The organism is Streptomyces sp. MBT65 (genome assembly GCF_016612545.1).
Taxonomy (GTDB): Bacteria; Actinomycetota; Actinomycetes; order Streptomycetales; family Streptomycetaceae; genus Streptomyces.
In genome coordinates this window covers 1-24,507 of the sequence record NZ_JAENRY010000207.1, presented here as the reverse complement: position 1 = coordinate 24,507, position 24,507 = coordinate 1, and the positions used below count along the sequence as shown (strand labels likewise).

The 24,507-nt window shown below is 71.8% G+C and carries 23 protein-coding genes; 12 read left to right on the top strand and 11 right to left on the bottom strand.

The genetic code is table 11. The features are described from left to right. Nucleotides 1–10: 10 nt before the first annotated feature. From JHN63_RS35500 to JHN63_RS35490, 3 genes are all read right to left on the bottom strand, one after another. On the bottom strand, nt 11–595 hold the full coding sequence (locus JHN63_RS35500; protein WP_200688623.1) for a hypothetical protein: 585 nt from the start codon (nt 593–595) through the stop codon (nt 11–13). Between the two features lie 191 nt (nt 596–786). Next, nucleotides 787–1,542: a ferredoxin reductase gene (locus JHN63_RS35495; RefSeq protein ID WP_200688622.1), complete on the bottom strand. Its 756-nt coding sequence runs from the start codon at nt 1,540–1,542 to the stop codon at nt 787–789. Then, nucleotides 1,535–2,140: a sulfite oxidase-like oxidoreductase gene (locus JHN63_RS35490; protein ID WP_200688621.1), complete on the bottom strand. Its 606-nt coding sequence runs from the start codon at nt 2,138–2,140 to the stop codon at nt 1,535–1,537. Before JHN63_RS35490 ends, JHN63_RS35495 begins: the two co-directional genes overlap by 8 nt. A 232-nt stretch (nt 2,141–2,372) precedes the next feature. Between JHN63_RS35490 and JHN63_RS35485 the strand changes: the two genes are divergently transcribed. Continuing rightward, on the top strand, nt 2,373–3,299 hold the full coding sequence (locus JHN63_RS35485) for an NADP-dependent oxidoreductase (protein WP_200688620.1): 927 nt from the start codon (nt 2,373–2,375) through the stop codon (nt 3,297–3,299). Beyond that, the gene (locus JHN63_RS35480; protein ID WP_200688619.1) at nt 3,296–4,018 is read left to right on the top strand and encodes a GNAT family N-acetyltransferase; all 723 of its coding nucleotides are present in this window, start codon (nt 3,296–3,298) and stop codon (nt 4,016–4,018) included. The genes JHN63_RS35485 and JHN63_RS35480 overlap by 4 nt, the downstream gene beginning before the upstream one ends. 12 nt (nt 4,019–4,030) lie before the next feature. On the opposite strand, the gene JHN63_RS35475 is transcribed toward JHN63_RS35480, so the two are convergent. Continuing rightward, the gene (locus JHN63_RS35475; protein ID WP_234478196.1) at nt 4,031–4,435 is read right to left on the bottom strand and encodes a MarR family winged helix-turn-helix transcriptional regulator; all 405 of its coding nucleotides are present in this window, start codon (nt 4,433–4,435) and stop codon (nt 4,031–4,033) included. Nucleotides 4,436–4,723: 288 nt separating this feature from the next. On the opposite strand from JHN63_RS35475, the gene JHN63_RS35470 reads away from it, so the two are divergent. Then, the gene (locus tag JHN63_RS35470; RefSeq protein WP_200688616.1) at nt 4,724–5,518 is read left to right on the top strand and encodes a putative protein N(5)-glutamine methyltransferase; all 795 of its coding nucleotides are present in this window, start codon (nt 4,724–4,726) and stop codon (nt 5,516–5,518) included. Here the strand turns inward: JHN63_RS35470 and JHN63_RS35465 are convergent. Then, the gene (locus JHN63_RS35465; RefSeq protein ID WP_200688614.1) at nt 5,508–6,245 is read right to left on the bottom strand and encodes a hypothetical protein; all 738 of its coding nucleotides are present in this window, start codon (nt 6,243–6,245) and stop codon (nt 5,508–5,510) included. The genes JHN63_RS35470 and JHN63_RS35465 overlap by 11 nt on opposite strands. Before the next feature lie 231 nt (nt 6,246–6,476). On the opposite strand from JHN63_RS35465, the gene JHN63_RS35460 reads away from it, so the two are divergent. Together JHN63_RS35460 and JHN63_RS35455 are read left to right on the top strand one after the other, a co-directional pair. After that, nucleotides 6,477–8,492 carry an NADPH-dependent 2,4-dienoyl-CoA reductase gene (locus JHN63_RS35460; RefSeq protein WP_200688612.1) on the top strand — a complete coding sequence of 672 codons (2,016 nt, stop codon included), beginning with the start codon at nt 6,477–6,479 and terminating at the stop codon, nt 8,490–8,492. A 22-nt stretch (nt 8,493–8,514) separates the two neighbouring features. Further along, the gene (locus JHN63_RS35455) at nt 8,515–9,051 is read left to right on the top strand and encodes a PadR family transcriptional regulator (RefSeq protein ID WP_200688610.1); all 537 of its coding nucleotides are present in this window, start codon (nt 8,515–8,517) and stop codon (nt 9,049–9,051) included. Between the two features lie 109 nt (nt 9,052–9,160). Here the strand turns inward: JHN63_RS35455 and JHN63_RS35450 are convergent, their stop codons facing one another. Together JHN63_RS35450 and JHN63_RS35445 are read right to left on the bottom strand one after the other, a co-directional pair. Continuing rightward, nucleotides 9,161–9,706, bottom strand: coding sequence for a hypothetical protein (locus tag JHN63_RS35450; protein ID WP_200688608.1), 546 nt, complete (start codon nt 9,704–9,706; stop codon nt 9,161–9,163). A 430-nt stretch (nt 9,707–10,136) separates the two neighbouring features. Then, nucleotides 10,137–11,132, bottom strand: coding sequence for a fibronectin type III domain-containing protein (locus tag JHN63_RS35445; RefSeq protein WP_200688606.1), 996 nt, complete (start codon nt 11,130–11,132; stop codon nt 10,137–10,139). 731 nt (nt 11,133–11,863) lie between these two features. Here JHN63_RS35445 and JHN63_RS35440 point away from each other — a divergent pair. Next, nucleotides 11,864–12,616, top strand: coding sequence for a glycoside hydrolase family 75 protein (locus JHN63_RS35440; RefSeq protein WP_200688604.1), 753 nt, complete (start codon nt 11,864–11,866; stop codon nt 12,614–12,616). Between the two features lie 29 nt (nt 12,617–12,645). On the opposite strand, the gene JHN63_RS35435 is transcribed toward JHN63_RS35440, so the two are convergent. Beyond that, on the bottom strand, nt 12,646–13,407 hold the full coding sequence (locus JHN63_RS35435; RefSeq protein ID WP_200688602.1) for an SDR family NAD(P)-dependent oxidoreductase: 762 nt from the start codon (nt 13,405–13,407) through the stop codon (nt 12,646–12,648). Nucleotides 13,408–13,558: 151 nt separating this feature from the next. Between JHN63_RS35435 and JHN63_RS35430 the strand changes: the two genes are divergently transcribed. The 3 genes from JHN63_RS35430 (at nt 13,559) to JHN63_RS35420 (ending at nt 16,420) form a co-directional block, all read left to right on the top strand. Next, nucleotides 13,559–14,194 carry a TetR/AcrR family transcriptional regulator gene (locus JHN63_RS35430; RefSeq protein ID WP_200688600.1) on the top strand — a complete coding sequence of 212 codons (636 nt, stop codon included), beginning with the start codon at nt 13,559–13,561 and terminating at the stop codon, nt 14,192–14,194. A 498-nt stretch (nt 14,195–14,692) separates the two neighbouring features. Next, nucleotides 14,693–15,499: an SDR family oxidoreductase gene (locus tag JHN63_RS35425; RefSeq protein ID WP_043663962.1), complete on the top strand. Its 807-nt coding sequence runs from the start codon at nt 14,693–14,695 to the stop codon at nt 15,497–15,499. A 36-nt stretch (nt 15,500–15,535) separates the two neighbouring features. Beyond that, nucleotides 15,536–16,420, top strand: coding sequence for a helix-turn-helix transcriptional regulator (locus tag JHN63_RS35420; RefSeq protein WP_200688598.1), 885 nt, complete (start codon nt 15,536–15,538; stop codon nt 16,418–16,420). Between the two features lie 216 nt (nt 16,421–16,636). Here the strand turns inward: JHN63_RS35420 and JHN63_RS35415 are convergent, their stop codons facing one another. Genes JHN63_RS35415 through dhaK form a run of 3 tightly spaced genes read right to left on the bottom strand, consistent with a single transcriptional unit; the run spans nt 16,637 to nt 18,705 of the window. After that, complete coding sequence (locus JHN63_RS35415; protein ID WP_200688596.1) at nt 16,637–17,047, bottom strand: PTS-dependent dihydroxyacetone kinase phosphotransferase subunit DhaM; 411 nt, start codon at nt 17,045–17,047, stop codon at nt 16,637–16,639. Between the two features lies 1 nt (nt 17,048). Continuing rightward, complete coding sequence (gene dhaL / locus JHN63_RS35410; protein WP_200688595.1) at nt 17,049–17,666, bottom strand: dihydroxyacetone kinase subunit DhaL; 618 nt, start codon at nt 17,664–17,666, stop codon at nt 17,049–17,051. A 46-nt stretch (nt 17,667–17,712) separates the two neighbouring features. Then, nucleotides 17,713–18,705 carry a dihydroxyacetone kinase subunit DhaK gene (gene dhaK, locus JHN63_RS35405; protein ID WP_200688593.1) on the bottom strand — a complete coding sequence of 331 codons (993 nt, stop codon included), beginning with the start codon at nt 18,703–18,705 and terminating at the stop codon, nt 17,713–17,715. Between the two features lie 548 nt (nt 18,706–19,253). Here dhaK and JHN63_RS35400 point away from each other — a divergent pair. The 3 genes from JHN63_RS35400 to JHN63_RS35390 all read left to right on the top strand — a co-directional run. Then, nucleotides 19,254–20,861: an acyl-CoA carboxylase subunit beta gene (locus tag JHN63_RS35400; protein WP_307782061.1), complete on the top strand. Its 1,608-nt coding sequence runs from the start codon at nt 19,254–19,256 to the stop codon at nt 20,859–20,861. A 66-nt stretch (nt 20,862–20,927) separates the two neighbouring features. Next, nucleotides 20,928–22,730, top strand: coding sequence for a fatty acyl-AMP ligase (locus JHN63_RS35395; protein WP_200688591.1), 1,803 nt, complete (start codon nt 20,928–20,930; stop codon nt 22,728–22,730). Next, the coding region (locus JHN63_RS35390) for a beta-ketoacyl synthase N-terminal-like domain-containing protein (protein WP_234478190.1) at nt 22,727–24,507 on the top strand (1,781 nt) is incomplete at its 3' end. The genes JHN63_RS35395 and JHN63_RS35390, both read left to right, overlap by 4 nt.

Sequence of the window (24,507 nt, the reverse complement as noted above, 5' to 3'; positions counted from 1 at the left end):
CCCCCGCCCGTCACGCCCGCCGTCGCGTCCACTCCGGTTCCGTGAGTGCCCAGTCCCGTTCCCACTCGGCCAGGCGGTGTCGTAGGGCGACCCGGCGGGTCACCGCGGAGGTGAGGAGGGCCGCGCCGATCACGCCGCCCGTCGTCCATACGCCGATCGTCAACGTGTGCTGCCAGACGGCCACTTGACCCGCGGGCGGGGAGACGACGCGGTCCTTGGCGTCGAGCCATATGTCCACCGTGTCACCGCGTGCCGTGTCCACCGGGACCTGGGCCGTGGCCGTACGCGAACCCTTGCCGGGGTCGGTCCAGCGCACCGCGACCGGGAAGGTCTGCGAGCCGGTGCCTTCCACCGAGGTGAGTCCGGAGGGCGGGTTTCCGATCACCCGCGCGTGGACGCGATGACGGTCGGCGCGCTGGGTCGCGGCGATCGTCCGGGCCTGGTCGTGCGCCCACAGCCCCGCGGCGGCGCCTGCCAGGGGAGCGCCGACGAACAGCAGAACGGTGACGACCAGCGCCGTCCACGCCTCCACGACGTCCGACCGGCGCCGCAGCGGATTGTGCCGTCGGCGTCGACTCTGTACCCGGGTCCGCATGTCGGTCTCCTCGCCGTCACCGGAGCCGAGGAACCGTAAGGCCGCAAGCCCCTGGGGGCCGGTCCGCCGCCGCCTCGACACCGCGCACGCATGCGAGCGTCCACACAGAAGTCGTACCCCCTCCGAGGTACTTCCCTCAACCGGAACCTCGGCCGGGACCCGAAACCGTAGGCAGAACCGGGACCCGAACCTCAGCCGAAGCGCTCGATGCGGATGCGGTCCACCGGCTGGCCCGCCTCGACCAGCAGCCGCGAGGCATGCTCGGCGAAGCCGTTGGACCCGCACACATAGGCCTCCCACCCACCGGCAGGCGGCTCGGCCAGGAGTGGCGCCACATGTGCGGCGGCCATACGTCCCACCGGCACACCCTCCGGCGCACTGCGCGTGAACACGGCCGTGGTCTCCGCGCCGTACTCCCGCGCGTAGATCAACTCCTCGGGACCGCGCGCCGACACCAGCAGCCGGAGCGGCACGGACAGGTTCCGCGCCCGGTGCTGCCGGATCATCGACATCAGCGGTACGACCCCGGAACCCGCGCCCAGCAGCAGCGCGGGCCGGTCGCCCGGCCAGGCGAAGAAGCCGCTCAGCGGGCCGCGCACCTCGACCTCGTCACCGGGCCGGGCCACCGTGTGGAACCAGCCGGACACCTCGCCGCCCTCGACATGGTCCAGGGTCAGCTCCACATGCCCGGCGTCGTCCGGGTGCGAGGCGATCGAGTAGTGGCGCTGCGCCACATAGCCGTCCTCGGCCCGGAGCCGCAGCATCAGGTGCTGGCCGGGCAGATGGCCGCCCCAGCCGGGCACCGCGAAGCGGAACGTGGAGGCGTGCGGGGTCTCCCGGCGGATCTCGCTGAGCGTGGCGGTCTGCCACACGGCGGCGGCGCGGTTGCTGACGGCGATGCGTCCCGGCACCGCGAACCTGGTGGTCGGCGCGAAGGTCTCAGTCACCGGAGTACCGCTGTTCCTCCCAGGGGTTGCCCCGCCCGTGATAGCCGTTCTGCTCCCAGAAGCCCGGCTCGTCGTGGTCGAGGAGACGCAGGCCCGCGATCCACTTGGCGCTCTTCCAGAAGTACAGGTGCGGCACCAGCAGCCGGGCGGGCCCGCCGTGCTCGGCGGGCAGCGGCCTGCCGTCGTACTCCCAGGCGATCCAGGCACGACCGCCGGTGACGTCCTCGAGCGGGAGGTTCGTGGTGTACCCGGTGTGCGAATACGCGACCACATGGGTGGCGGACACATGGGGCCGGACCACATCGAGGAACGCGTCCAGCGAGACGCCCCCGAACCGCACCCCGAACTTCGACCAGCTCGTCACACAGTGGATGTCGCCCTCGTAGGCCGACGAAGGCAGTTCGTGCGCCTGCGTCCAGTTCCAGGTGCGCGGCTCCGCCACGAGTCCGTCGACGCGGAACGTCCAGTCGGCGGGCGCGAGGTCGGGGGTGACCTCGGCGGACAGGACGGGCCAGTCGTCGCCCGCGTCGTACTGGCCGGGCGGCAGGCCGGCGTCGGGGACGCGGGGGCGTCCGGTGAAGCCTCGGGTGACGTACATACGGGTGGAGCCTCCAGGTCGCTGCGGCGCGGGTCCGCCGGGCGAGCGTGATCAGTTGTTTCTCGTTTCAACGGTACGCGTCCACGAGGTATGCCCAGGTCCGGGGGTGGCCGCCGATCATTGCGGCCGTATGAACTCTCCGCGTCCCGGGGAATAGCTCCCCGGCGGCCGACCTTGGTCTTCAATGCGGCTCGGGTACGGAGAGCCGGTGCCGAGGAGAGTGAGGGAGCAGATGCCGAAGGCGTATGTCTTCACGCGTTACGGGGGAGTCGAGACCGAGGCCCTGGTCGAGGTGGAGCAGCCCCGCCCCGGCCCCGGTGAGATCCTCGTCGCGGTGCGCGCGGCCGGGGTGAACCCCGTCGACTGGAAGCAGCGCAACGGCTACCGGCGGCCCGGCGAGACCGGCTCACGCGCGTTCCCCGCGGTCTTCGGCCAAGAGGTCTCGGGCGTCGTGCGGGAGATCGGTGCCGACGTGGACGGGTTCGCCGTCGGCGACGAGGTGTTCGGCAGCACGGTGGCCGGCGGATACGCCGAGTACGCCCTGCTGCCCGTGACGGTCGCCGCGCACAAGCCCGCCGAGCTGTCCTTCCAGGACGCCGCCACCCTGCCCGTCGCCTCCGCGACCGCCTACGACGGCGTCCGCCAGCTCGACCTGCCCGCAGGCGCGACCGTGCTGGTCACCGGCGCGGGCGGCGGTGTGGGCTCCGCGGCCCTGCAGATCGCCCGCGCCCTAGGACTGCGCGCCGTGGGCGTGGCGAGCGAGGGCAAGAAGGACCTGGTGGAGTCGCTGGGCGCGGTCCACGTCCCCTCCGGACCCGACCTCGCCCCGCGCGTGCGAGCCGTCGCCCCGGACGGCATCGGCGGCGTCTACGACCTCGTCGGCGGCGAGGTGCTCGCCGAGGCCGCCACTCTTCTCACCGACCGCACGGAACTCATCACCGCCGGAGCCCCCGCCCCCGAGGTCGAGAAGCTCGGCGGCGCCCGCGTCGAGCGCGCCCGCACCGCCGCCGTCCTCGACGCGCTCGCGCAGCTCGTGGTCAGCGGCCGACTGGACCCGCACGTGACACGGACCTTCCCGCTCGACCGGGCGGGCGAGGCCCTGCGCACCGTCGAGGAAGGCCACGCCCGAGGCAAGATCGTGATCGAGGTCACCGCATGAGCACGTCCGACGAACGCGTCCTCGACAACCCCGCCCGCGCCGCCCTCACCGGCCCGCACGCCCACTTCGCCGAGCGGCGCGGGCGTATTCTGCGGTACCCGGTCGATGTGACCCCGTGGCTCGCCCTGCCCGACGAGCCCGACGCCGACGACTGGGCGGACGTCGCCGCGTTCTCCGGACCGGGCGCCGAGATCCCGCTCCTCGGCTTCCGGGACCAGGTGCCGGACGACTGGGAGATCACCTTCCACGTCGACGGGGTGCAGATGGTCGACGACGGGATGGCCGCCGCACCGGACCCGGAGGCGATCCTCCTCGGCCCGGCCGACGTCCCCGAGATGCTCGACCTGGTGGACCGGACCAAGCCCGGCCCGTTCCTGCCCCGCACCGTCGAACTCGGCACCTACCTGGGCATCCGCCGGAACGGCGCCCTCGTCGCCATGGCCGGCGAGCGGCTGCACCCGCCGGGCTGGACCGAGATCAGCGCCGTCTGCACCGACCCCTCCGCCCGAGGCGAGGGCCTCGCCGGCCGCCTCATCCGGGCCGTCGCCCACGGCATCCGCGAACGCGGCGAGACCCCGTTCCTGCACACCGGCGCGGGCAACACCACCGCGATACGGCTGTACGAGTCCCTGGGGTTCCGCCTGCGCCTCAACACCGCGTTCCTCGCGGCACGGGCGCCGGAGCACCTCGCGCAGACGCGGTCCGTGGCGGTGTCGTAGGACCGGAGCGCCTCAGCCCTCCTCGGCCGGGCCCGCGCCCGGCCACGCGTTGTAGCGCTCCAGATAGCCCGCGAACCGGGTCAGGTCCTCCTCCGGCCAGTCCGCCAGCCGTTCGCGGAAGGCGGCCTGGCGGTTCTCGGTGACCTGGGCGAGGATCCGCCGGCCGGCGGCGGTGAGGTGCAGGACCTGGACGCGGTGGTCCTCGGGGTCGAGGCGGCGCTCGATGAGGTCGGCGCGCTCCAGGGCGGCGACCTGACGGCTGACCGTGGACTTGTCGAGGGCGTAGTGCGCGGCCAGGTCGGTGGCCCGGCAGCCGTCCTTCTCCTCCAGGTGGCCGAGCAGGGTGTACGACACCAGCGACAGCTCGGGGTGGAGGCGGCCCGCCGAGGCGCGGGCGCGGCGCGCGAAGACCGTCATCTCGCGCTGAATGGTCTCCACGGCCTGGTCCGCTCGCACTGGAATCTCCCTCGTCCTCCCGGTTGTTGCAGAGTACAACTCGGCACGGGGGTCGGCCCCTCGTGGGCCCGGTGGTTCGGGTAGTGTTGCTCATCGGTCGGGGACGGTCCCGGCCGTCAACTCCCGGGAGGTGAGACCCATTTCCGCTGTGTCAGGCCGGGTGCTCTCCCCTCAGGACGGCTCGGATCACCGCTAGCAGGTGACCGCGAGAGCACCCTTCGGCTACCTCCCGAAAGGCTCTCGGTTTTCATGCCCTCTCTTTCTCCCGCCTCCGTCGTCGCCGCGCTCCGTACCGCGGGCTGTGTCTTCGCCGAGGACGAGGCGCGACTGATCCTCTCCGCCGCCCGCACCCCGGACGAACTCACCGCCATGGTGGACCGCCGGGTCGCGGGCCTGCCCCTCGAACTCGTCGTCGGCTGGGCCGAGTTCGGCGGACTTCGCATCGTCCTGGAACCTGGTGTGTTCGTGCCCCGCCGCCGTACCGAGTTCCTCGTCGAGCAGGCCCTCGCGCAGGCTCCGGACGCGTCCGTCGTCGTGGACCTGTGCTGCGGTTCGGGTGCGGTCGGCGCGGCACTCGCCGCCGCCCTCGGCCGGGTCGAACTGCACGCCGCCGACATCGACCCCGCCGCCACGGACTGCGCCCGCCGCAATGTCGCCCCCTACGGCGGCCACGTCCACACGGGCGACCTGTTCGCGGCGCTGCCCGACGCCTTGCGCGGCCGGGTCGACATCCTCGCGGCCAATGTGCCGTACGTTCCGAGCGGCGAGGTCGGTCTGCTGCCCGCCGAGGCCCGCGAGCACGAACCGCTGGTCGCCCTCGACGGCGGCACCGACGGTCTCGACATCCTCCGCGCGGTCGCCACCGGGGCGCCCGACTGGCTCGCGCCCGGCGGCTGTCTGCTCGTCGAGACGAGCGAGCGTCAACTCCCGTCCGCCGTCGAGGCGTTCACGCGCGCCGGGCTCACGACGCGCTCGGCCTACTCCGAGGAGCTGTACGCGAACGTCGTGATCGGCGTCAGGACGGCGGGGCCCCTCAGGTCGTAGCGCCGCTGCCGGACGGGCTGGGGGCGGGGCTCGCGCCGCGGTCGCCGTGGTCCCAGGGGTGGCCGCGGCCGCCGCCCGGGAATCCGCTGGGCCGGTCGTCCGGGGTCCTGCGGTCGAAGGTGCCGGTGAAGGCCCGGTCGGCGGTCCGGGTGCCGGAGTCGGAGCGGGTGCCGGTCAGGGAGGCCGTGTCGCCCTTCTTGAGGGTGCCGGCGCCCTCGGCCGTGGCGCCGGAACCCACGGTCCAGGTCCACGAGGTGCCGTCGTCGCTCTTGACGGTGACCTGGTCGCCGTCCACCTTCGTGACCGTGCCGCGCTGCCAGATCCGTACGACCCACTTGCCGGTGCTGCTGTCCTTGACCGTCGCCTCGCCGTGCACGGCGGTGCCGCCGACCCCGAACCCGAACCACATCCCGCCCCCGTGCCGGAAGCCGGGACCGTCCGGCGAGGGCGAGCCGGACGGGGTCCCCGCGGCGGCGGGCAGGGCGGCGTCGCCCGAACCGCCGGAGGTCGCCGCGTAGGCGACGGTCGCGCCGAGCCCCAGCACGGTCACGGTGGCCGCGGCGATCACCGCCCGGGACCGCCGCGAGCGCTGCCGCCACAACCGGTCGAGACCGTGCTCGCGCTCCGCGCCAGCGGGTCCCGTCAGCACCTCCATCTCGGGTGCGTGATCGGGCAGCGGAGGTATCGCCGCGCTGTCGCCGGCTTCGTGCTCAGGATCGTGCGTCACGGCTCGCTCCCTAGGCCACGCGCGCACGGCATCCCACCGGCACGCCTGCCTTTGATTCTCCGGGGCGGACGATAAAGAACCAGTAATAAATCCCTGTGAATCGGCGCCCGCAGGCCCCGGAGGGGGCCGGGCGGGGCGAGTAGGCTCACACGCCACCGATTGTGCAACTAGTTGCATAATCACCTCCGCGTCCTCTACAAAAGAGGCACGACACCGCGCACGGAGGCCTCGATGAGCCGTTACCCGCACCTGCTGAACCCGCTCGACCTGGGCTTCACCACGCTGCCCAACCGCGTCCTCATGGGCTCCATGCACGTGGGCCTGGAAGAGGCCGAGCGCGGATTCGAGCGCATGGCGGAGTTCTACGCGGCACGCGCGCGGGGCGGTGTCGGCCTGATCGTCACCGGAGGCATCGCGCCCAACGAGGCCGGCCGGCCCTACGAGGGCGGCGCCAAGCTGACCACCGATGCCGAGGCCGAACAGCACACCGCGATCACCGCCGCCGTGCACCGCGAGGGCGGCCGGATCGCGATGCAGATCCTGCACTTCGGGCGCTACGCCTACCACCGGGACCTGGTCGCGCCGAGCGCCCTCCAGGCGCCGATCAGCCCCTTCGTGCCCCGCGCGCTCGGCGACGACGAGGTCGAGCAGACGGTCGAGGACTACGTCCGTACGGCCCGCCTCGCCCGCCGGGCCGGCTACGACGGCGTCGAGATCATGGGCTCCGAGGGCTACCTCATCAACGAGTTCATCGCCCGGCAGACCAACCACCGCGACGACCGCTGGGGCGGCTCCTACGAGAACCGGACGCGCTTCCCGGTCGAGATCGTGCGCCGGGTGCGCGAGGCGGTCGGCGAGGACTTCATCATCGTCTACCGGCTGTCGATGCTGGACCTCGTGCCCGGCGGCTCCACGCTCGACGAAGTCACCAGTCTGGCCAAGGCAGTTGAGGCCGCCGGGGCGACCATCATCAACACCGGCATCGGCTGGCACGAGGCGCGCATCCCCACCATCGCGACCTCGGTCCCGCGCGGCGCGTACACCTGGGTGACGAAGAAGCTGATGGGCGCGGTGTCCATCCCCCTCGTGACCACTAACCGCATCAACACCCCTGAACTGGCGGAGCAGTTGCTCGCCGACGGGTACGCCGACATGGTGTCGATGGCCCGCCCGATGCTCGCCGACCCGGACTTCGTCGCCAAGGCCGCGGCCGGCCGTGCCGACGCCATCAACACCTGCATCGGCTGCAACCAGGCCTGCCTCGACCACACCTTCAGCGGGAAGATCACCTCCTGCCTGGTCAACCCGCGCGCCTGCCACGAGACCGAACTCGTCCTCGCCCCGACGCGGTTGCGCAAACGCGTCGCGGTGGTGGGCGCGGGTCCGGCGGGACTCGCCTGCGCTGTGAGCGCGGCCGAGCGCGGCCACGAGGTCACGTTGTACGACGCCGCCGCCGAGATCGGCGGACAGCTCAACGTCGCCCGACAGGTCCCGGGCAAGCAGGAGTTCGACGAGACGCTGCGCTACTTCCGCACGCGGCTCGACGAGCACGGTGTGGACGTACGCCTCAACACCCGTGTGACGGCAGGTGACTTGGGCGGCTACGACGAAGTGGTCGTCGCCACCGGAGTCACCCCGCGCACCCCGGACATCCCCGGCGCCGACCACCCCAGCGTCGTCGGCTACCTCGACGTCCTGCGCGACCGCGTCCCCGTCGGCGAGCGCGTCGCGATCCTCGGCGCGGGCGGCATCGGCTTCGACGTCGCGGAGTTCCTCACCGACGGCGGCGACAAGGCGAGCGAGGACCCGGCGACGTACTTCCGCGCCTGGGGCGTCGACATGGACTACGCGGCTCCCGGCGGCCTCGCCGCACCCGAGCGGCCCGCGCCGCCGCGCAGCGTCCACCTCCTCCAGCGCAAGGCCACCAAGGTCGGCGCCGGACTCGGCAAGACCACGGGCTGGATCCACCGCGCGGAACTCAAGCACCGGGGCGTCACCATGGTCCCGGGCGTCCAGTACGACCTGATCGACGACGCCGGACTGCACGTCACCGTCGACGGCACCAGCACCGTCCTGGAGGTCGACACGGTCGTCCTGTGCACCGGGCAGGACCCGCGCCGCGACCTGTACGACGAGTTGACCGCCGCCGGACGCGCCGTGCACCTCATCGGCGGCGCCGACGTGGCCGCCGAACTGGACGCCAAGCGGGCCATCAAGCAGGGCACCGAGGTCGCGGCGGCCCTCTGAGGGCCGTCCCTAGGATGACCCCATGTCACTCCCGCACGCGATCCTCACCGCCCTCCTGGAGAAGCCGTCCTCGGGTCTCGAACTGACCCGGCGCTTCGACCGGTCGATCGGTTACTTCTGGTCGGCGACGCACCAGCAGATCTATCGCGAGCTGGGAAAACTGGAGTCCGAGGGCCAGATCCGCGCACTCGCGTCCGAGCAGCCGGCTCGCGGCCAGAAGAAACGCTACGAGGTCCTCCCCGCGGGCCGCGCCGAACTGGCCCGCTGGACCGCGTCCGCCCAGGACCCCAAGCCGCTGCGCGACACGATGCTGCTGCGGCTGCGCGCCGCGGCGGTCGTCGGCACGGCCGGTATCGAGAGCGACCTGCGCCGCCATCTCACCCTGCACCAGCGGCAGTTGGCGGAGTACGAGGAGATCGAGAAGCGCGACTTCCCGCCCGGCCGGGACAGCGCCCAGGACCGGCTCCAGCACCTTGTGCTGCGCGCCGGCATCGATCTGGAGACCTTCTGGACGCGGTGGCTCACGCAGGCGATCGAGGAGTTCGCCGAGTTGCCGTAGGACATGCGCCGAGTGGCCGTAGGCGCGATGCGTCGGGCGGCCGTAGGACATGGGGGAGGGGCCGCCCGTGGAACCGGGCGGCCCCTCGTCCGTCGGTACGGTCGGGCGGTCAGAGGCGGTACGGCTTCGCGCGTCTGCGCAGGAACCAGGCCGTCGCGAGGACGCCGACCGCGACCAGGCCCCCGCCGACCCCCAGGGTGAGGGGGCCGTAGTCCTTGGTGGCGCCGCCGAGGCCGCCCATGACGCCGCGCGAGGGCGAGGCCGTGGCGACGACCGTGGGCGTGGTGGTGGCGGAGACGATCACGGACTGGGTGCCGACGGGTGTGCTGCCGTTCTGGCACATCACGATGACGGTGTAGGTGCCCGGGGTGACGTTGGTCCAGGCGGTGGACTGACTGATGGTCGTCCCCGCCAGGGTCGCCTTCCGGCCCTCGGCGAAGCTCCCCTGGCTGCTGGTGAGGAGTGAGCCGGTGCCCCAGACGCCGGTGGTGCGGTTCTGGGAGCAGGCGCTGGTCGTGACCGAGACCGTGGTCCCCGTCGTGCTCACCGAGATGCCCGAAGCCGCGTCGGCGGCCGGGGCGATCAGGGCGAGCGGAAGAGCGGCGGCGGCTGTCACGGTCAGGCCGGAGCGGAGTAGGAGCTGAGAAGTGCGCATGGGACTGCCCTCCAACGGCACGGTTGGCGGAACATCCCTTGCGCCGCCGGGATCGGGAAACGGCCGTGCTGCCTCCAAGGAAGCCAACGCGCCCCCGGCCCGTCCCGCATGCGGACGGGGACCGGGCAGGTGACGGATTCCTTCGTCCGGCGCAGGGATGATGCGTTGTCAGGGGCGCGGATCGGGCGGCCTCGCCAGGGCGCGGGCTCACCAGCTGGGTCCGCCCGGAGCAGCCGGTCCCGTACGAGCGTGGTGTGCGGGCTGTCCGGTGAACCTGGGGGCGGGTGAAGTACGAGGTGTTGGTCGGAGGGTCCGCGGGCACTCCGGTCCGCCACTGAGGCCGGCACCACACCGCGCGACCACCGCACGAACAGCTCTCGCCCAACTCCCCTTCCAGCCAACGGAATTGAGCCGTCGTCCTGCGGAATGCCTACGGCTCGGCCGTGCCCGTCGTCACCGTCCGCTCCGCCGAGAACCCGCCCCATGCCCCGTCCGGCAGCCGCGCCCTGAGCCGCACCTGATGGCTCACCCCGGCATCCCGGCCCACGTAGAAGCTGTACGTCGCCCGGTCGCGCGGGGCTGTCCCGCCCCAGACCAGTGAGGTGGCGGGCTGTCCGTCGAGGTGGACCTGGTACTCCGTGACCACCCCGTCCGTACGCGGTGGCACCCAGGACAGGTCGATGTAGTACGCCCCGTCGTCACCCCGGTGCGTGGTCGCTCGGAAGTCCGTGGGGGCGGTGCCCTGCCCGTCGTCACTGCCCGGCGCGGTGGTGAGCGGGACGGCCGTGCTCGCGGGCGAGAGATTGTCGGCGGCGTCCCGGGCCCGCACGGTGAACGAGTAACGCGTGCTCGGCCGCAGCCCCGTGACCACGGTCGCGGTCTGTGCTCCGCCCACACTGTGGATCTTCGCCCCGCCCTGATAGATGTCGTACGACACCACACCCTGGTCGTCCGTCGAGGTGCCCCAGGAGAGCTGGACGGCACGGCTGCCGATGACCCGGCCCCGCGGTGCGCCCGGACGGGTGGGCGCCGAGCGGTCGGCCGCGACGGTGTCCGGTGTCCGGGCCAGGACCTCCCGGCTGCGTGGTCCCAGGCGGCCGTCGGTGTCCCGGGCCCGCACGGTGAAGGAGTACAGGGTGGCGGGCCGGAGCCTGGTGACATCCACCATGTGCTCGGAACCCGGTACTTCCTTCACTTTCGTGCTGCCCCGATATATCTCGTAGGTGTCGACGCCCGGGTTCGCCGTCACCGCGTCCCACATGACATGCACGCTGGTCGCGCTGCCCGCCGCGGCCGTGACCCCGGCCGGGGCACCGGGGGCGTGACTGTCTCCCTCCTCGCTCGTGCCGCAGGAGGCGAGCAGCAGGAGCGCGGCGCACGCCAGGGCCGTACGGGAGAGGGCTGGGGTGGCACGGACGCGTCGCACGATGCTGCCTCCCGGCATTACGCGGGCACCACATGACGGAAAGGTCCGGACCAATATGACCTGGGTGGTGCGGCCGCATCAAGAGGGGCGTCGTTGCCGAACGGGCACGAGGGTTACGTATGCTGAAGTCCTCACGGCTGAACTCGCCCCTGAGAATGGGCAGTTCATGCCGGTGGCGCGGACCGCTGTCGTCGCTGATCCCGCGCCGGCGCGGGCGACCGGGTGACCGGGGCCGACATGGGCTCAGGTCCCCGGTCCCCGTCGGGAGCGGCGGGGGCGTGCGGGCTTGGAGGCTCGGCTTCCGTCCGGAGTGGCGTGGGCTTGCGGGTTCGGCTTCCGTCCGGAGAGACGTGGGCATGCGGGCCCGGCTTCCACTTGGAGGGGCAGGGGCTCAGGGACTCGGTTGCCGGCCGGAGTGGCTCGGGCGTGCGGGCTTGGCCTCCGGCCGGAGTGATGCAGGTCCGGGGGCTTGGTTGTCTTCGGGGGTGGCGCGGCCTCAAGGGCTCGATCCTCGTGCGGCGTGACATGGGCTCAGGGGTCCGGTCCCCGTGCGACGTGACGCGGGCTCAGTGTTCCGGTCTCTGTTCGGCGTGACACGGGCTCAGGGTCCAAGGTCCCCGTCGGGAATCCGGGCCGTGCACCGTCCGGCCCCCTACCAGTGGCCGCGTGATCGGACCGGCACCAGGGTGGGCTGAGTGTTCGTCAGATCCCCCAGGAGAGGGTCCTCTATCGTGCGTGTCCAGTCGCTGACGCTGGCCGTGGCCGGCGCCGCCCTGCTCGCCCCGACCACGCTGCCCGCCGCACCTGTCGCCTGGGTCCGGCCCCTGGCGGGGCCGGGTGCGCTGCGCGAGGGCGACGTCCGTGCCGCCGACCTGCTGGCCAAGGTGCGGGACTGCGCCCCCGTCTCGCGCGGCCGGTACCGCAGCGACGACGGGGAGCGCGCGACGATCCCGGTCTGCGGCACCAAGGAGGCCGTCTACTGGAAGGCCGACCTGGACATCGACTGCGACGGCCAGGCCGGTGCCAAGTGCAACGCGCGCACCGACCCGCTCTTCTCGTCCATGACGGCGTTCCAGCAGTCCGACGGCCGCTACCTGGACGCCGAACGGCTCCCGTACATCGTCGTCCCGGCCGCCAGCGCCCTCTGGAACCACCGGGACCACGGCATCGGCGGCGGCTCGGTCGCCGCCGTCGTCTACCGGGACCGGGTGCAGTACGCCGTCGTAGGAGACGTCGGACCGCACGACATCATCGGCGAGGCGTCGTACGCCACGGCCAAGGGGCTGGGCATCCGCACCGATCCGCGCGGCGGCGGGACGGACTCGGGGGTCACCTACATCGTGTTCAAGGACGCGCGGGTGAAGCCCATCGAGGACCATGCGGCGGCCGTGGAGACGGGGCAGCGGTTGGCGCGGCTCTTCGTCGGCACCGGCATGGGCACAGGTACCGGCACGGGAGCCGGTGCCGGTACCGGTACCGACTGAGAACGCGGGCCGTCGGAGAGGCGGTGGCGTCAGACCGCCGACCAGCCGTCGTCGACCGGCAGGATCACGCCGTTGATGTTGCTCGCCGCGTCCGAGGCGAGGAACACGATGGCGGCGGCCTGCTCCTCGGGCTGGGCCACGCGGCCCACGTTGACGAAGTGCGGGCCGAGCGCGGCGGGGCCGAGGGCGGTCCGGTCGGCGTCCACCGTGATGTTGGTCGCCGTACCGCCGGGGGCGATGGCGTTGGCCCGGATGCCCTGCTTGCGGTACATCACGGCCAGGGACTTGGTCAGGCCGACGACACCGTGCTTGGAGGCCGTGTAAGCGGCGCCCGCCGCGCTGCCCCGGAGACCCGCCTCGGAGGCGGTGTTCACGATCGCGCCCCGGCCCGCCGCCAGCATGTGCGGCAGCACGGCCCGGGCGAGCAGGAAGGGCGCGGTCAGATTGACCCGGATGACCCGCTCCCACTCCGCGTCGGTCACGTCCGCCAGCGCCGACATGCGGTCCATGATCCCGGCGTTGTTCACCAGCACGTCGACCCCGCCGAACCGCTCCACGGCGGTCGCGGCGACCTCGTCCACGACCGCCTGCTCGCTCAGGTCGCCCGTGACCGCGACGGCGATCCCACCGGCCTGCTCGATCTCCTTCACGACCGCCTCGGCGCCGTCGACGTTCAGATCGGCGACCAGGACCTTGGCGCCCTCCGCGGCGAAGGCCAGGGCGGCGGCACGTCCGATGCCCGAACCCGCTCCGGTGACGATGACGCTGCGTCCGTCGAGTCCAGTGGCCATGAGGTGCTCCTGTCCGTAGTGCTGTGGGGCCTCCTCAGTGCTGTGGGGCCGCCTCGCACTATACGACTTAATGTCTTCAAGTGACATAAAGTCGAGGGCGGGTCATGGTGGAGAATCCCGGGAGGTCACGACCACAGCAGGAGGGGAACCGATGACCACACCCAGCGGACGCACGGGACGACCGCCTCTGACCGAGGCGCGCAAGGCCGAGATCCGCCTGGAGATCGCCCGGGCCGCGGTGGAACTGTTCGTCGCCCAGGGCGTCGCGGCGACCACCGGCGAACAGATCGGCCAGGCGGTCGGTGTCTCCGCGCGCACCGTGTGGCGCTACTTCCCGAGCAAGGAGAGTTGCGTACGGCCGCTCTTCTCGGCCGGTATCGACGTGATCGCCGCCCGGCTGCGGGAATGGCGCCCCGGCCACCCCCTGGAAGACCTCTTCGGCCCGGACCTCGCGACCGGCCTCCTCGCCGCGACCGGCCCCGACGGCCCGACCGGCAGCGCACTCGTACGCCTCACCCGCACCGAACCCGGCCTCCGCGCGATCTGGCTCCAGACCTACGACGAGGCCGAGCCGGCCTTCGCCCGCGCCCTGGCCCACCGCGCTGGCCTGCCGGCCGACGACCTGCGCCCCATGATCCAGGCGGCGATGCTGAACGCCGCGCTGCGCGCGGCGGTTGAGCGGTTGGCCTGGCGTGCGGACGAGGCGGAGACGGACGCGGTGCGGGAGACCGATGTGGCGGGGGCGTTGCGCTCGGCGCTGGTGATCGTGGCGGAAGGGGTTTCGTAGGCGCCGGTGCCGTACTTCGAGGCGGGCAGCCGGACGTGCTCGCCGGCCGGCTCGGGCAGACCGCACCGCTCGGCCGGCCGCACCACCGGCTCCAGTCCGCCGTACGCGATCGGGCTCGGGTCGTCGAACGCGGATGAGACCGCCGCCGCGGCATGGGAACTTGGCATCTCGGAAGTGCCTTGTCGATCGCGCCTGATGTGGTCCTGGAAAAACCCCGTCGTCGCAAGCCGCAAGGCACTTCTTCGTTTCTGGGTGAACCATCCACGGGCATCAAGCCGGGGTGATCCGGAATCAGCGCACCAGGGAAGGGGGGTCTGACAGTACCTGTATCACCAGGATCTCCCCGATGTTCCGAACACCTGTCAATCTGGTTGAGCCGAAAGCGCCGACAACACTTCATGGAAACGCACTGCAGCTTTACCGTCATCATTCAATTCAGCTGCCCCGAATACGTGACCGTGTCGGCACATTCTTTTACGACAGAAGTGACGGAGACCAATGGCGGAGAACCAGTTCACCACTCACGCAGAGCTTTTCGATCTGAGGGGAAAGTACGCCCTTGTCACTGGCGGCACCAGAGGAATCGGGATGATGATAGCGCGCGGCCTTCTCCAGGCGGGCGCCCGCGTCGTCATCAGCTCACGCAACGCGGACACGTGTGCGGAGGCACAGCGTCTGCTGTCCGAATTCGGCGATGTGCGAGCGATCCCCGCCGACCTGTCCAGGCACGACGAGTGTCAGCGCCTCGCTGATCTTGTCACGGCCGACTCGGAAGGCCTGGACATCCTTGTCAACAACGCGGGAGCGATGTGGCGCGAGCCGCTGGAGACCTTCCCGGACGAGGCCTGGGACACAGTGCTCGACCTCAACCTCAAGTCGCCGTTCTGGCTGGTGCAGGCATTGCTCCCGGCGCTTCGCAAGGCGGGCACGGCCGATGATCCCGCACGGATCATCAACATCGGCAGCATCGCCGCCATCCACGTCGCCCCGGCGCCCAACTACTCGTACGCCAGCAGCAAAGCGGCACTCCATCAGCTCACCCGGGTGCTTGCCAGGGAGCTGGGCCCACAGCACATCACGGTGAACGCGGTAGCACCGGGAGTGTTCCCGTCGCAGATGATGGCGACCACTCTCGATGCCATCGGCGACAAGATCGCGGCGGCGGCCCCGCTGCGCCGGGTCGGCCGCGACGACGACATGGCGGGTGCCGCCGTGTTTCTCGCCAGCCGGGCCGGGTCCTACCTCACGGGCGCCATCATCCCGGTGGACGGCGGCACCGCAACGACCGCGACAAATATGCATTAGATTGCGCGACGGGCTTACGGTGAGGAGATAACCGCGATGGATCTACGCACGGAGATCCGGGAGTTTCTCAGCTCGCGTCGCGCCCGCATCGCACCGGAGCAGGCGGGCCTGCCGGCTTACGGCGGCAACCGCCGGGTCAAAGGTCTGCGCCGCGAGGAGGTAGCGCTGCTGGCGGGGGTATCGGTCGACTACTACGTGCGCATGGAGCGCGGCAGCCTCGCCGGTGCCTCCGACGGCGTGCTCGGCGCGTTGGCCTCCGCCTTGCAGCTCGACGAGGCCGAGCGCGACCACCTGTTCCAGCTCGCGCGCCAGTCCAGGGCGCCCAGCGGCCCACGCCGACGCAGGCCTGCCGTGGCGGTGCGTTCGACGCTGCAGCAGGTGCTCGACGCGATCTCCGATGCGCCGGCCTGGATCGGTAACGGTCGTTATGACGTGCTTGCCATGAATCAACTCGCTCGCGCGCTGTATTCACCGGTGCTGGCCGACCCGCGACGGCCCGCGAACACAGCGCGGTTCGTCTATCTGAACCCTGAAGCGGCCAGAGATTTCTTTGTCGATTACGACCAGGTTGCCGGTGCCGTGGCCGCGAAGCTGCGCATGGAAGCCGGCCGCAATCCGCACGACGAGGAGCTGATCGCCCTGGTCGGCGAACTGTCAACGCGCAGTGAGCTGTTTCGGCAGCGGTGGGCATCTCAGGACGTGCGGCTGCACCGGTCCGGCCGCAAGCGTATGCACCATCCGATCGTGGGCCGGCTCGACTTGGACGTCGAGCCCCTGGAACTGCCCGCCGAACCCGGCCTGCACCTCAACATCTACACCGCGCCCGCGGGCACACCGACCGCCGACAATCTGGCGCTCCTGGCGTCGTGGGCGGCCACCCAACAGACGCTGGCGACCGAGCTCGAAGCACACAACGGATAGTCCAACCCCGTCAGCCGTACCAGGGTCCGTCTCCCCGGCCAGCGCGGGCAGACCGCACTCGCAAGGCGCTTCTTCGTTTCTGGGTGAACCGTCCGCCATATCGGCTGGTGCGATCGGTACGGGGGTAGGGAATGCGCCGGTATCCAAGAGCTTTATGCGCGGACAGGCATCGGGGGAATCATCCGCACCCACAGTCACTCATCAATATCCGGCCACTTATACCTTCCGATAGGTGTACGCTTCCGCGGCCGCCGCCTCCACCGCGTCCAGGTCCGCTCCCGTCGACGCCGTGACCACCGCGGCCACCGCGCCCTCGACGAACGGGGCGTCCACCAGGCGGGTACCGGCCGGGAGTTCGTCGCCCTCCGCGAGCAGCGCCTTCACGGTGAGTACGGCGCTGCCCAGGTCGGTGAGGACGGCGACCCCGGCGCCGCGGTCGACGGACGCGGCCGCCGCGGCGATGAGTTCGGAGCTGGTGCCGAGCCCGCCGCCCTCGGTACCGCCCGCGGCGGCGAGCGGCACCGAGACACCCGCCCCTGACAGCCCCCGCGCCAACTCGGCCACGGAGGCGGCGACTTCGGCGCTGTGGGACACCAGCACGATCCCCACGAGCTTCCCGTCGCTCACGTCACTCATCTCCCTCACCGGTCGCCCCGGCCGCCTCCTGGAGCGCGGCGATCAGCAGCGCCGAGGAGGTCGCGCCCGGGTCCTGGTGCCCGATGCTCCGCTCACCGAGGTAACTCGCCCGGCCCTTGTGGGCCTGCAGAGGCGTGGTGGCCAGGGCGCCCTCCTCGGCGGCGGCGCGTGCCGCGGCGAAGCCGTCCGGGAGCGCGTCGACCGCCGGGACGAGAGCGTCGATCATGGTCTTGTCGCCCGGTGCCGCACCGCCGAGGGTCATGACCGCGTCGACTCCGGTGCGCAGCGCGCCGGCGAACTCCTCCTCGCTCACCTCCGCGGCGTCACCCAGCGCCTTGCCGGTACGGCGCAGGAGCGTGCCGTAGAGCGGTCCCGACGCGCCGCCGACCGTGGAGATGAGCTGGCGTCCGGCGAGGGTGAGGACGGCGCCCGGGGTGTCCGGTGCCTCCTTCTCCAGGGTGGCTGTCACGGCGGTGAACCCGCGTTTCAGGTTCGCGCCGTGGTCGGCGTCGCCGATGGGTGAGTCGAGGTCGGTGAGCCGGTCCGCCTCGCGGTTCACGGAGGCGGCGGTGGCCGTCAACCAACGGCGGAAGAAGTCGGCGTCGAGCACGGGATCTCCTTGCGTGGTGGGCGAGTTGACCTGAGGGACCGCCGGGTCACATGCCCCAGCGCAGCCCTGGGGTCTTCACCGGCGCGTCCCACAGCCGCAGCAGCTCCTCGTCGATCTGGCACAGGGTGACCGAGGCCCCCGCCATGTCGAGGGACGTGACGTAGTTGCCGACCAGTGTGCGGGCGACGACGACCCCGCGCTCGGCGAGCACGCGCTGGACCTCGGCGTTGAAGCCGTAGAGCTCCAGGAGCGGGGTCGCGCCCATGCCGTTGACCAGGAGCAGGACGGGGTTGCGCGGCGGCATGTCCTCGAGGATCGCGTGGACGGCGAAGTCGGCGATCTCGCCGGACGTCATCATCGGGCGCCGCTCCCGGCCCGGCTCGCCGTGGATGCCGACGCCCAACTCCAGCTCGCCCGGCGGCAGATCGAAGGTCGGGCTGCCCTTGGCCGGGGTGGTGCAGGCGCTGAGCGCGACACCGAAACTGCGCGCGTTCTCGTTGACCTGCCGGGCGACGGCCGCCACCTGGTCCAAGGGCTGTCCCTCGGCCGCGGCGGCGCCGGCGATCTTCTCCACGAACAGCGTCGCGCCGGTGCCGCGGCGCCCCGCGGTGTAGAGGCTGTCGGTGACGGCAACGTCGTCGTTGACCAGCACCTTGGCGGTCCGGATGCCCTCGTCCTCGGCGAGCTCGGCCGCCATGTCGAAGTTGAGGACGTCGCCCGTGTAGTTCTTCACGATGAAGAGCACCCCGGCGCCACTGTCCACGGCGGCCGCCGCCCGCACCATCTGATCGGGCACCGGCGACGTGAACACCTCACCAGGACAGGCCGCCGACAACATCCCCGGCCCGACGAACCCACCGTGCAGCGGCTCGTGCCCCGACCCCCCACCGGAAACCAGCCCGACCTGCCCGGCCACGGGGGCGTCCCGCCGTACGATCACCCGGTTCTCGACGTCCACGGTCAAATCGGGATGGGCGGACGCCATGCCTCGCAGCGCGTCCGTGACCACGGTCTCCGCGACGTTGATGAGCATCTTCATGGGAACCTCCTGGCGAGACTGGCGGATGGGCCTCTGACCTGTGTCTTTGCTGGTCAGGACGGGGTTGGTCGGTTGTCGATCTCGGCGGTCCTTCGCGGTTGGAGGCGGGCTCTGGCGGTGCCGATGCTGCGGCGGGGACTCCCCTGTGGAAAGTATCGACCTTGCGGCGGCGAAGGTCACGGGCTCGGACGCGCATGGGCGTGGGAGGGCGCCTGGGACTGTTCTGTCGGCTGTGCCATGGACTGCGACCAGGGCGGCCCGGTGTGCAACGCCTCCAGGCGAAGCAATCCGGTGCGCACGGGACTGCTGGGTGCTGCCGGAGGCCCCGGCCGCCGTGACCACGAACGGCGGTGAGGTCACCCTGCCGGCCTGTCTGTCGTGGCCGCCGGGCTGATCGGCTACGTCCCTCAGATGTGGCCGGCGCCGTCCGTTTGTAGTCCCGCTATGAACGCGGCCCCTCAGACCACTCAACAACCTCACATTGCCGACGGAAAGGAAGACCGCACCTCGCTGAGCTGCCATGCTCGCAACCCCCGAAGGAGGTGGCTGTGACCTCGACCGCGGAAACCCTGGGATCGCCCGCGCCCGCCGCGCGTACAACGGCGGCACGTCTCGCGGACCTCGCCGCCCGACAGCGGCGGGCCCTGGCGGGCGGCTCCGCCTCGGCCGTCGCCCGGCAGGCGGCCCGTGGTCGGCTCACGGCCCGTGAACGCGTCGCGCGGCTGCTGGATCGGGGGTCCTTCGTCGAGACCGGCGCGTTGGTAAGCGCGCGCAGTGGTACCGATGACGCGGCATACGGCGACGGTGTGGTCACCGGCTCGGGCACCGTCGGCGGGCGCCAGGTGTGTGTCTTCGCGCAGGACGCCACGGTCCACGGCGGCAGCATGGGCGAAGCGTTCGGGGAGAAGGTCGTCGGCACGATGGACCTCGCGCTGAAGATCGGCTGTCCGGTCATCGGCCTCAACGACTCCGGTGGCGCCCGCATCCAGGAGGGCGTCGTCTCGCTCGCCCTCTACGCCGAGTTGGCCCGCCGCAACGTCCAGGCGTCGGGCGTCATCCCGCAGATCTCCGTGATCATGGGCCCGTGCGCGGGCGGCGCCGCCTACTCGCCCGCCATCACCGACTTCACCGTCATGGTCGACGGCACCTCGCACATGTTCGTCACCGGCCCGGACGTCATCGAGGCCGTGACGGGGGAGCGTACGACGGCCGAGGAACTGGGCGGTGCCCGCACCAACAACTCCGGGAACGGCAACGCCCATTTCCTCGCCGAGGACGAGGACGACGCCCTGGACCTCGTCCGCGTCCTGCTCGCCTACCTTCCGGCGAACAACCGCGACAGGCCGCCCGAGTACGCCTTCGCGCCCCGCACCCTCGCCCCCACCCCCGACGACCTGCGCCTGGACGGTCTCATCCCCGACCGGCCGGAGACGGCGTACGACATGCGCGCGATCCTGCGCACGGTCGTCGACGACGGTGAACTGCTGCAAGTACACGAGCTGTTCGCGCCCAACATCCTCTGCGCCCTGGCCCGGGTCGAGGGCCGTTCCGTCGGAGTCGTCGCCAACCAGCCCCTGCACAGTGCCGGCGCGCTCGACATCGACGCCTCCGAGAAGGCCGCGCGGTTCGTGCGGTTCTGCGACGCGTTCGGCATCCCGCTGCTGACCTTCGCCGACGTCCCCGGCTACCTCTCGGGGACCCAGCAGGAGCAGACCGGCATCATCCGCCGCGGCGCCAAGCTGCTCTACGCCTACGCCGAGGCCACCGTCCCCAAGGTCACCGTCGTGGTCCGCAAGGCCTACGGCGGCGGATACGCCGTCATGGGCTCCAAGCACCTGGGCGCCGATGTCAACCTCGCCTGGCCCACCGCCAGGATCGCCGTGATGGGCGCCGAGGGCGCGGTCACCGTCCTGCACCGCCGTGAACTCGCCGCGGCGGCAGCGGTCGGCGAGCAGGCCGCGACGGACCTGAGGGCGAAGCTTGTGGAGGAGTACGAGACCGCGTGGGCCACCCCTTACGCGGCTGCCGCACGCGGCTACATCGACGCGGTCATCGCACCGAGCGCCACCCGGGCGCACATCACCCGGGCCCTGAACACGCTGCGCACCAAACGTGCCGCCGTCCCCGAGCGGCGGCACGGCAACATCCCGCTGTGAGTGAAGCGAAGCCGTAACCGCATCACCCCGGACGGGGACACCACCTGTGACGTGAGGAGTTCCCCCATGCCCGCGCACGCCCTTCCGCACGCCCCCGGCACATCCTCAGCAGCACCGGACCGCCCGACCACGCTCCCCGCCCACCTCGCGCACTGGGCCCAACACGCCCCCGTCCAACCGGCGTTCACGTTCGTGGAGCACGCTTCCTCCGGGTTACGGGGCAGCCACCGCACCCTCACCTGGCAGCGCGTCGACATACGGACCCGGGCGGTCGCCGCCCGGCTCGCCGACACCGTGGCTCCCGGCGAACGCGTCGCCGTTCTCTGCCCCCAGGGCACCGAATACGCCATCGGCTTTCTCGCCGCGCTGACCGCCGGCGCCGTCGCCGTGCCCATGTTCACCCCGGATCTGCCCGGACACGGCGACCGTCTGGCCGGAGTCCTGGACGACGCGCAGCCCTCGGCCGTGCTCACCACCAGCGCCGCGGCCGAGACCGTAGGCACCTTCCTGGACGCGCACGGCCTGCGCCACCGTCTGATCGTCACGGACTTCGTCTCCGACGACCAGGCCGACGCATGGCAACCGCCCGCTCTGGACGAACAGTCGACCGCCTACCTCCAGTACAGCTCCGGATCGACCCGGTTCCCCGCCGGCGTCGAGATCTCGCACGCCAACGTCGTCGCCAACGCCCACCAGGCGCTTGCCGCGTATGGAGCCGACGACCGCCGCCTCACCATGGTCGGCTGGCTGCCGCTCTACCACGACATGGGACTGGTGCTCAGCGTCGCCGCTCCCGTCGTACGCGGACTGCTGTCCGTCCTGATGGACCCCCTCGCCTTCCTCCAACGACCCGCCCGCTGGCTGCAGTTGCTGTCCGAGCACCCCAATGCTCTGAGCGCGGCACCGAATTTCGCGTACGACTACTGCGCGGCCGTCGTCGCCGAGGAGGACAAGGCCGGGCTGCGGCTGGACCGGGTCGCCGCGCTCATCAACGGCAGTGAACCCGTGCGGCCCGAGACCGCCGACCGCTTCGGGGCGGCCTTCGCCGGACAGGGCCTTCGGGCCGACGTCCACTGCCCGTCCTACGGGCTCGCCGAAGCCACCGTCTTCGTCAGCGCCCACCGGCCCGGACAGCCCTTGCGCCGGTACGCCCTGGACCGCGAGGCCCTGGCCGCCGGCAAGGCGCTGGCCGTTCCACCCGGTGACCCCGGCGCCGTTCTGCTCGCCGCCTGCGGTGAACCCGTCGGTCAGGCGGTGCGCATCGTCGACCCCGTCACGGCCACCGTGCTGCCCGCGGGGGAGGTGGGCGAGATCTGGGTGCAGGGACCCAACATCGGGCGTGGCTATCTGGAGCGCGGCCCGCAGACCCGCAAGACCTTCCAGGCCCGACTCGCGCACGCCCCCGGCCACTGGCTGCGCACCGGCGACCTCGGCACGGTCCTCGACGGCCAACTCCTGGTCACCGGCCGGCTGAAGGACCTGATCATCGTCGACGGCCGCAACCACTACCCACAGGACATCGAGAACACCGCACAGGCCGCCCACCTGGCCGTACGACCCGACCGTCTGGCCGCGTTCGCCGTGCCCGCAGGTCACCTCCCCGGCGGCGGGGCCACCATCGCGGTGGAGGGCGCCGTGATCGTCGCCGAGTACGCCCGCGGTCTGGACGAAGCGGCCCGCGACCCCAAGGAGGTCGCCGCCGCCGTGCGCGCCGCCGTCTCCGCCCGGCACGGCCTGCGACTGGCCGACGTGCTGCTCCTCCCACCCGGCACGGTGCCCCGCACCTCCAGCGGCAAGATCTCCCGCACGCTGACCCGCGCCCGCTACCTCGACGGCTCCTACGACCGCCCCGAGGGAGGCACCGAATGAGCCCGGTCCCGGTCGACTCCGTCGGCCTGCGGCGCCTGGTCGTCGAACGGATCGCGCACTGGTCGGGGGTCCCGGGCGCGGACATCGCCGTGGACCGCCCGCTGGCCGAGCTCGGCATGTCCTCCCGCGACGCGGTCGTGATCGCCGCCGAGCTGTCCCATGCGCTGGGCCGGGAGCTGCCGCCGACCCTGTTGTGGGAGACGTCGACCGTCGACGGTCTGGTCGCGCTGCTCGGCGAGGGTCCGGAGCCCGTCCCGGAGACCGCGTTCGTCCCCCGGGAGATCGCCGTCGACGACGACGAACCGGTCGCCGTGGTCGGCGTCGGCTGCCGCCTCCCCGGCGGTGTGCGCGGCCCCGGCGACTACTGGCGACTGCTCGTCGAGGGCGGCGACGCCATAGGCCGGGTACCCGAGGGACGCTGGCGGGACTTCGCCGCCCAGGTCCCGCAGGACACCAACACCTGGGGCGGATACCTCGACGACGCCACCCTCACCGGGTTCGACTCCACCTTCTTCCGCATCTCCCCGCGCGAGGCCGACGCGATGGACCCGCAGCAGCGCATGCTGCTGGAGGTCACCCGGGAGGCCCTCGACCACGCGGCCATCCCCGCCGTGTCCCTGGCGGGCACCGCCACCGGAGTCTTCGTCGGCATCTCGGCCCACGACTACGGCCACCTCACCGGCGCCGATCCGGCGACCGTCGACCCCTGGGCGACCACCGGAGCCGCCGGCTCGGTCTCGGCGGGCAGGCTCAGCTACGTGTACGACCTGCGCGGCCCGAGCGTCGCCGTCGACACCGCCTGCTCCTCCTCGCTCGTCGCCGTCCACCAGGCCTGCACCGCGTTGCGCGGCGGCGAGTGCGACACGGCGCTCGTCGCCGGGACCAACGTGCTGCTCTCACCCGCCGTCACCGTCGCGTTCGGCCGCGCCGGGGCCCTCGCGCCCGACGGCCGGTGCAAGCCGTTCTCCCAGTCCGCCGACGGCATCGGCCGGGCCGAGGGCTGCGCCGTGGTGGTGCTCAAACGGTTCAGCGACGCCCTGCGTGACGACGACCGGGTCCTGGCCGTCATCACGGCCACCACCGTCAACTCCGACGGCCGTTCCAACGGCCTGATGGCACCCAGCCCGACGGCCCAACGCGCGCTCCTGGAAGCGGCCTACGCGCGAGCCGGCCTGGATCCGGCGACCGTGGACTGCGTCGAGGCGCACGGCACCGGCACACCCCTCGGCGACCCCATCGAGGCAGGTGCGCTGGCCGACGTCCTGGGCCGGAAACGCCACCCGGACCAGCCCCTGTTGCTCGGCTCGGTCAAGAGCAACCTCGGTCACCTGGAGGCAGCCGCCGGAGTCGCGGGGCTCGTCAAAACCGTCCTCGCACTCCACCACGGCATCATCCCCGGCTCGTTGCACTGCGACCGGCCCGCGCTGGACGACGAGCGACTGCGGGTGGTCACCGAACCCGAACCCTGGCCCCGCTACGGCGGCACCGCGACCGCCGGAGTCTCCGCCTTCGGCTTCGGCGGCACCAACGCGCACGCCGTACTGGAGGAGTGGCAGCCCACCCGGCTTGCCGAACGCGCCCTCAACTCCTCAGGAACCGCAGGCCTGTTGCAGCTCAGCGACGCCGATCCGGCCCGGGTCCGGGACACCGCCGCCAAGCTCGCCGACTGGCTCGACACACCCGCCGGGAGCGCCACCCGGCTCCAGGACATCGGACGCACACTCGCCGGCCGCACCGGCCGCGCGGGCGGGGCCGCGGCCGGTGCGGCCGGCGAGTG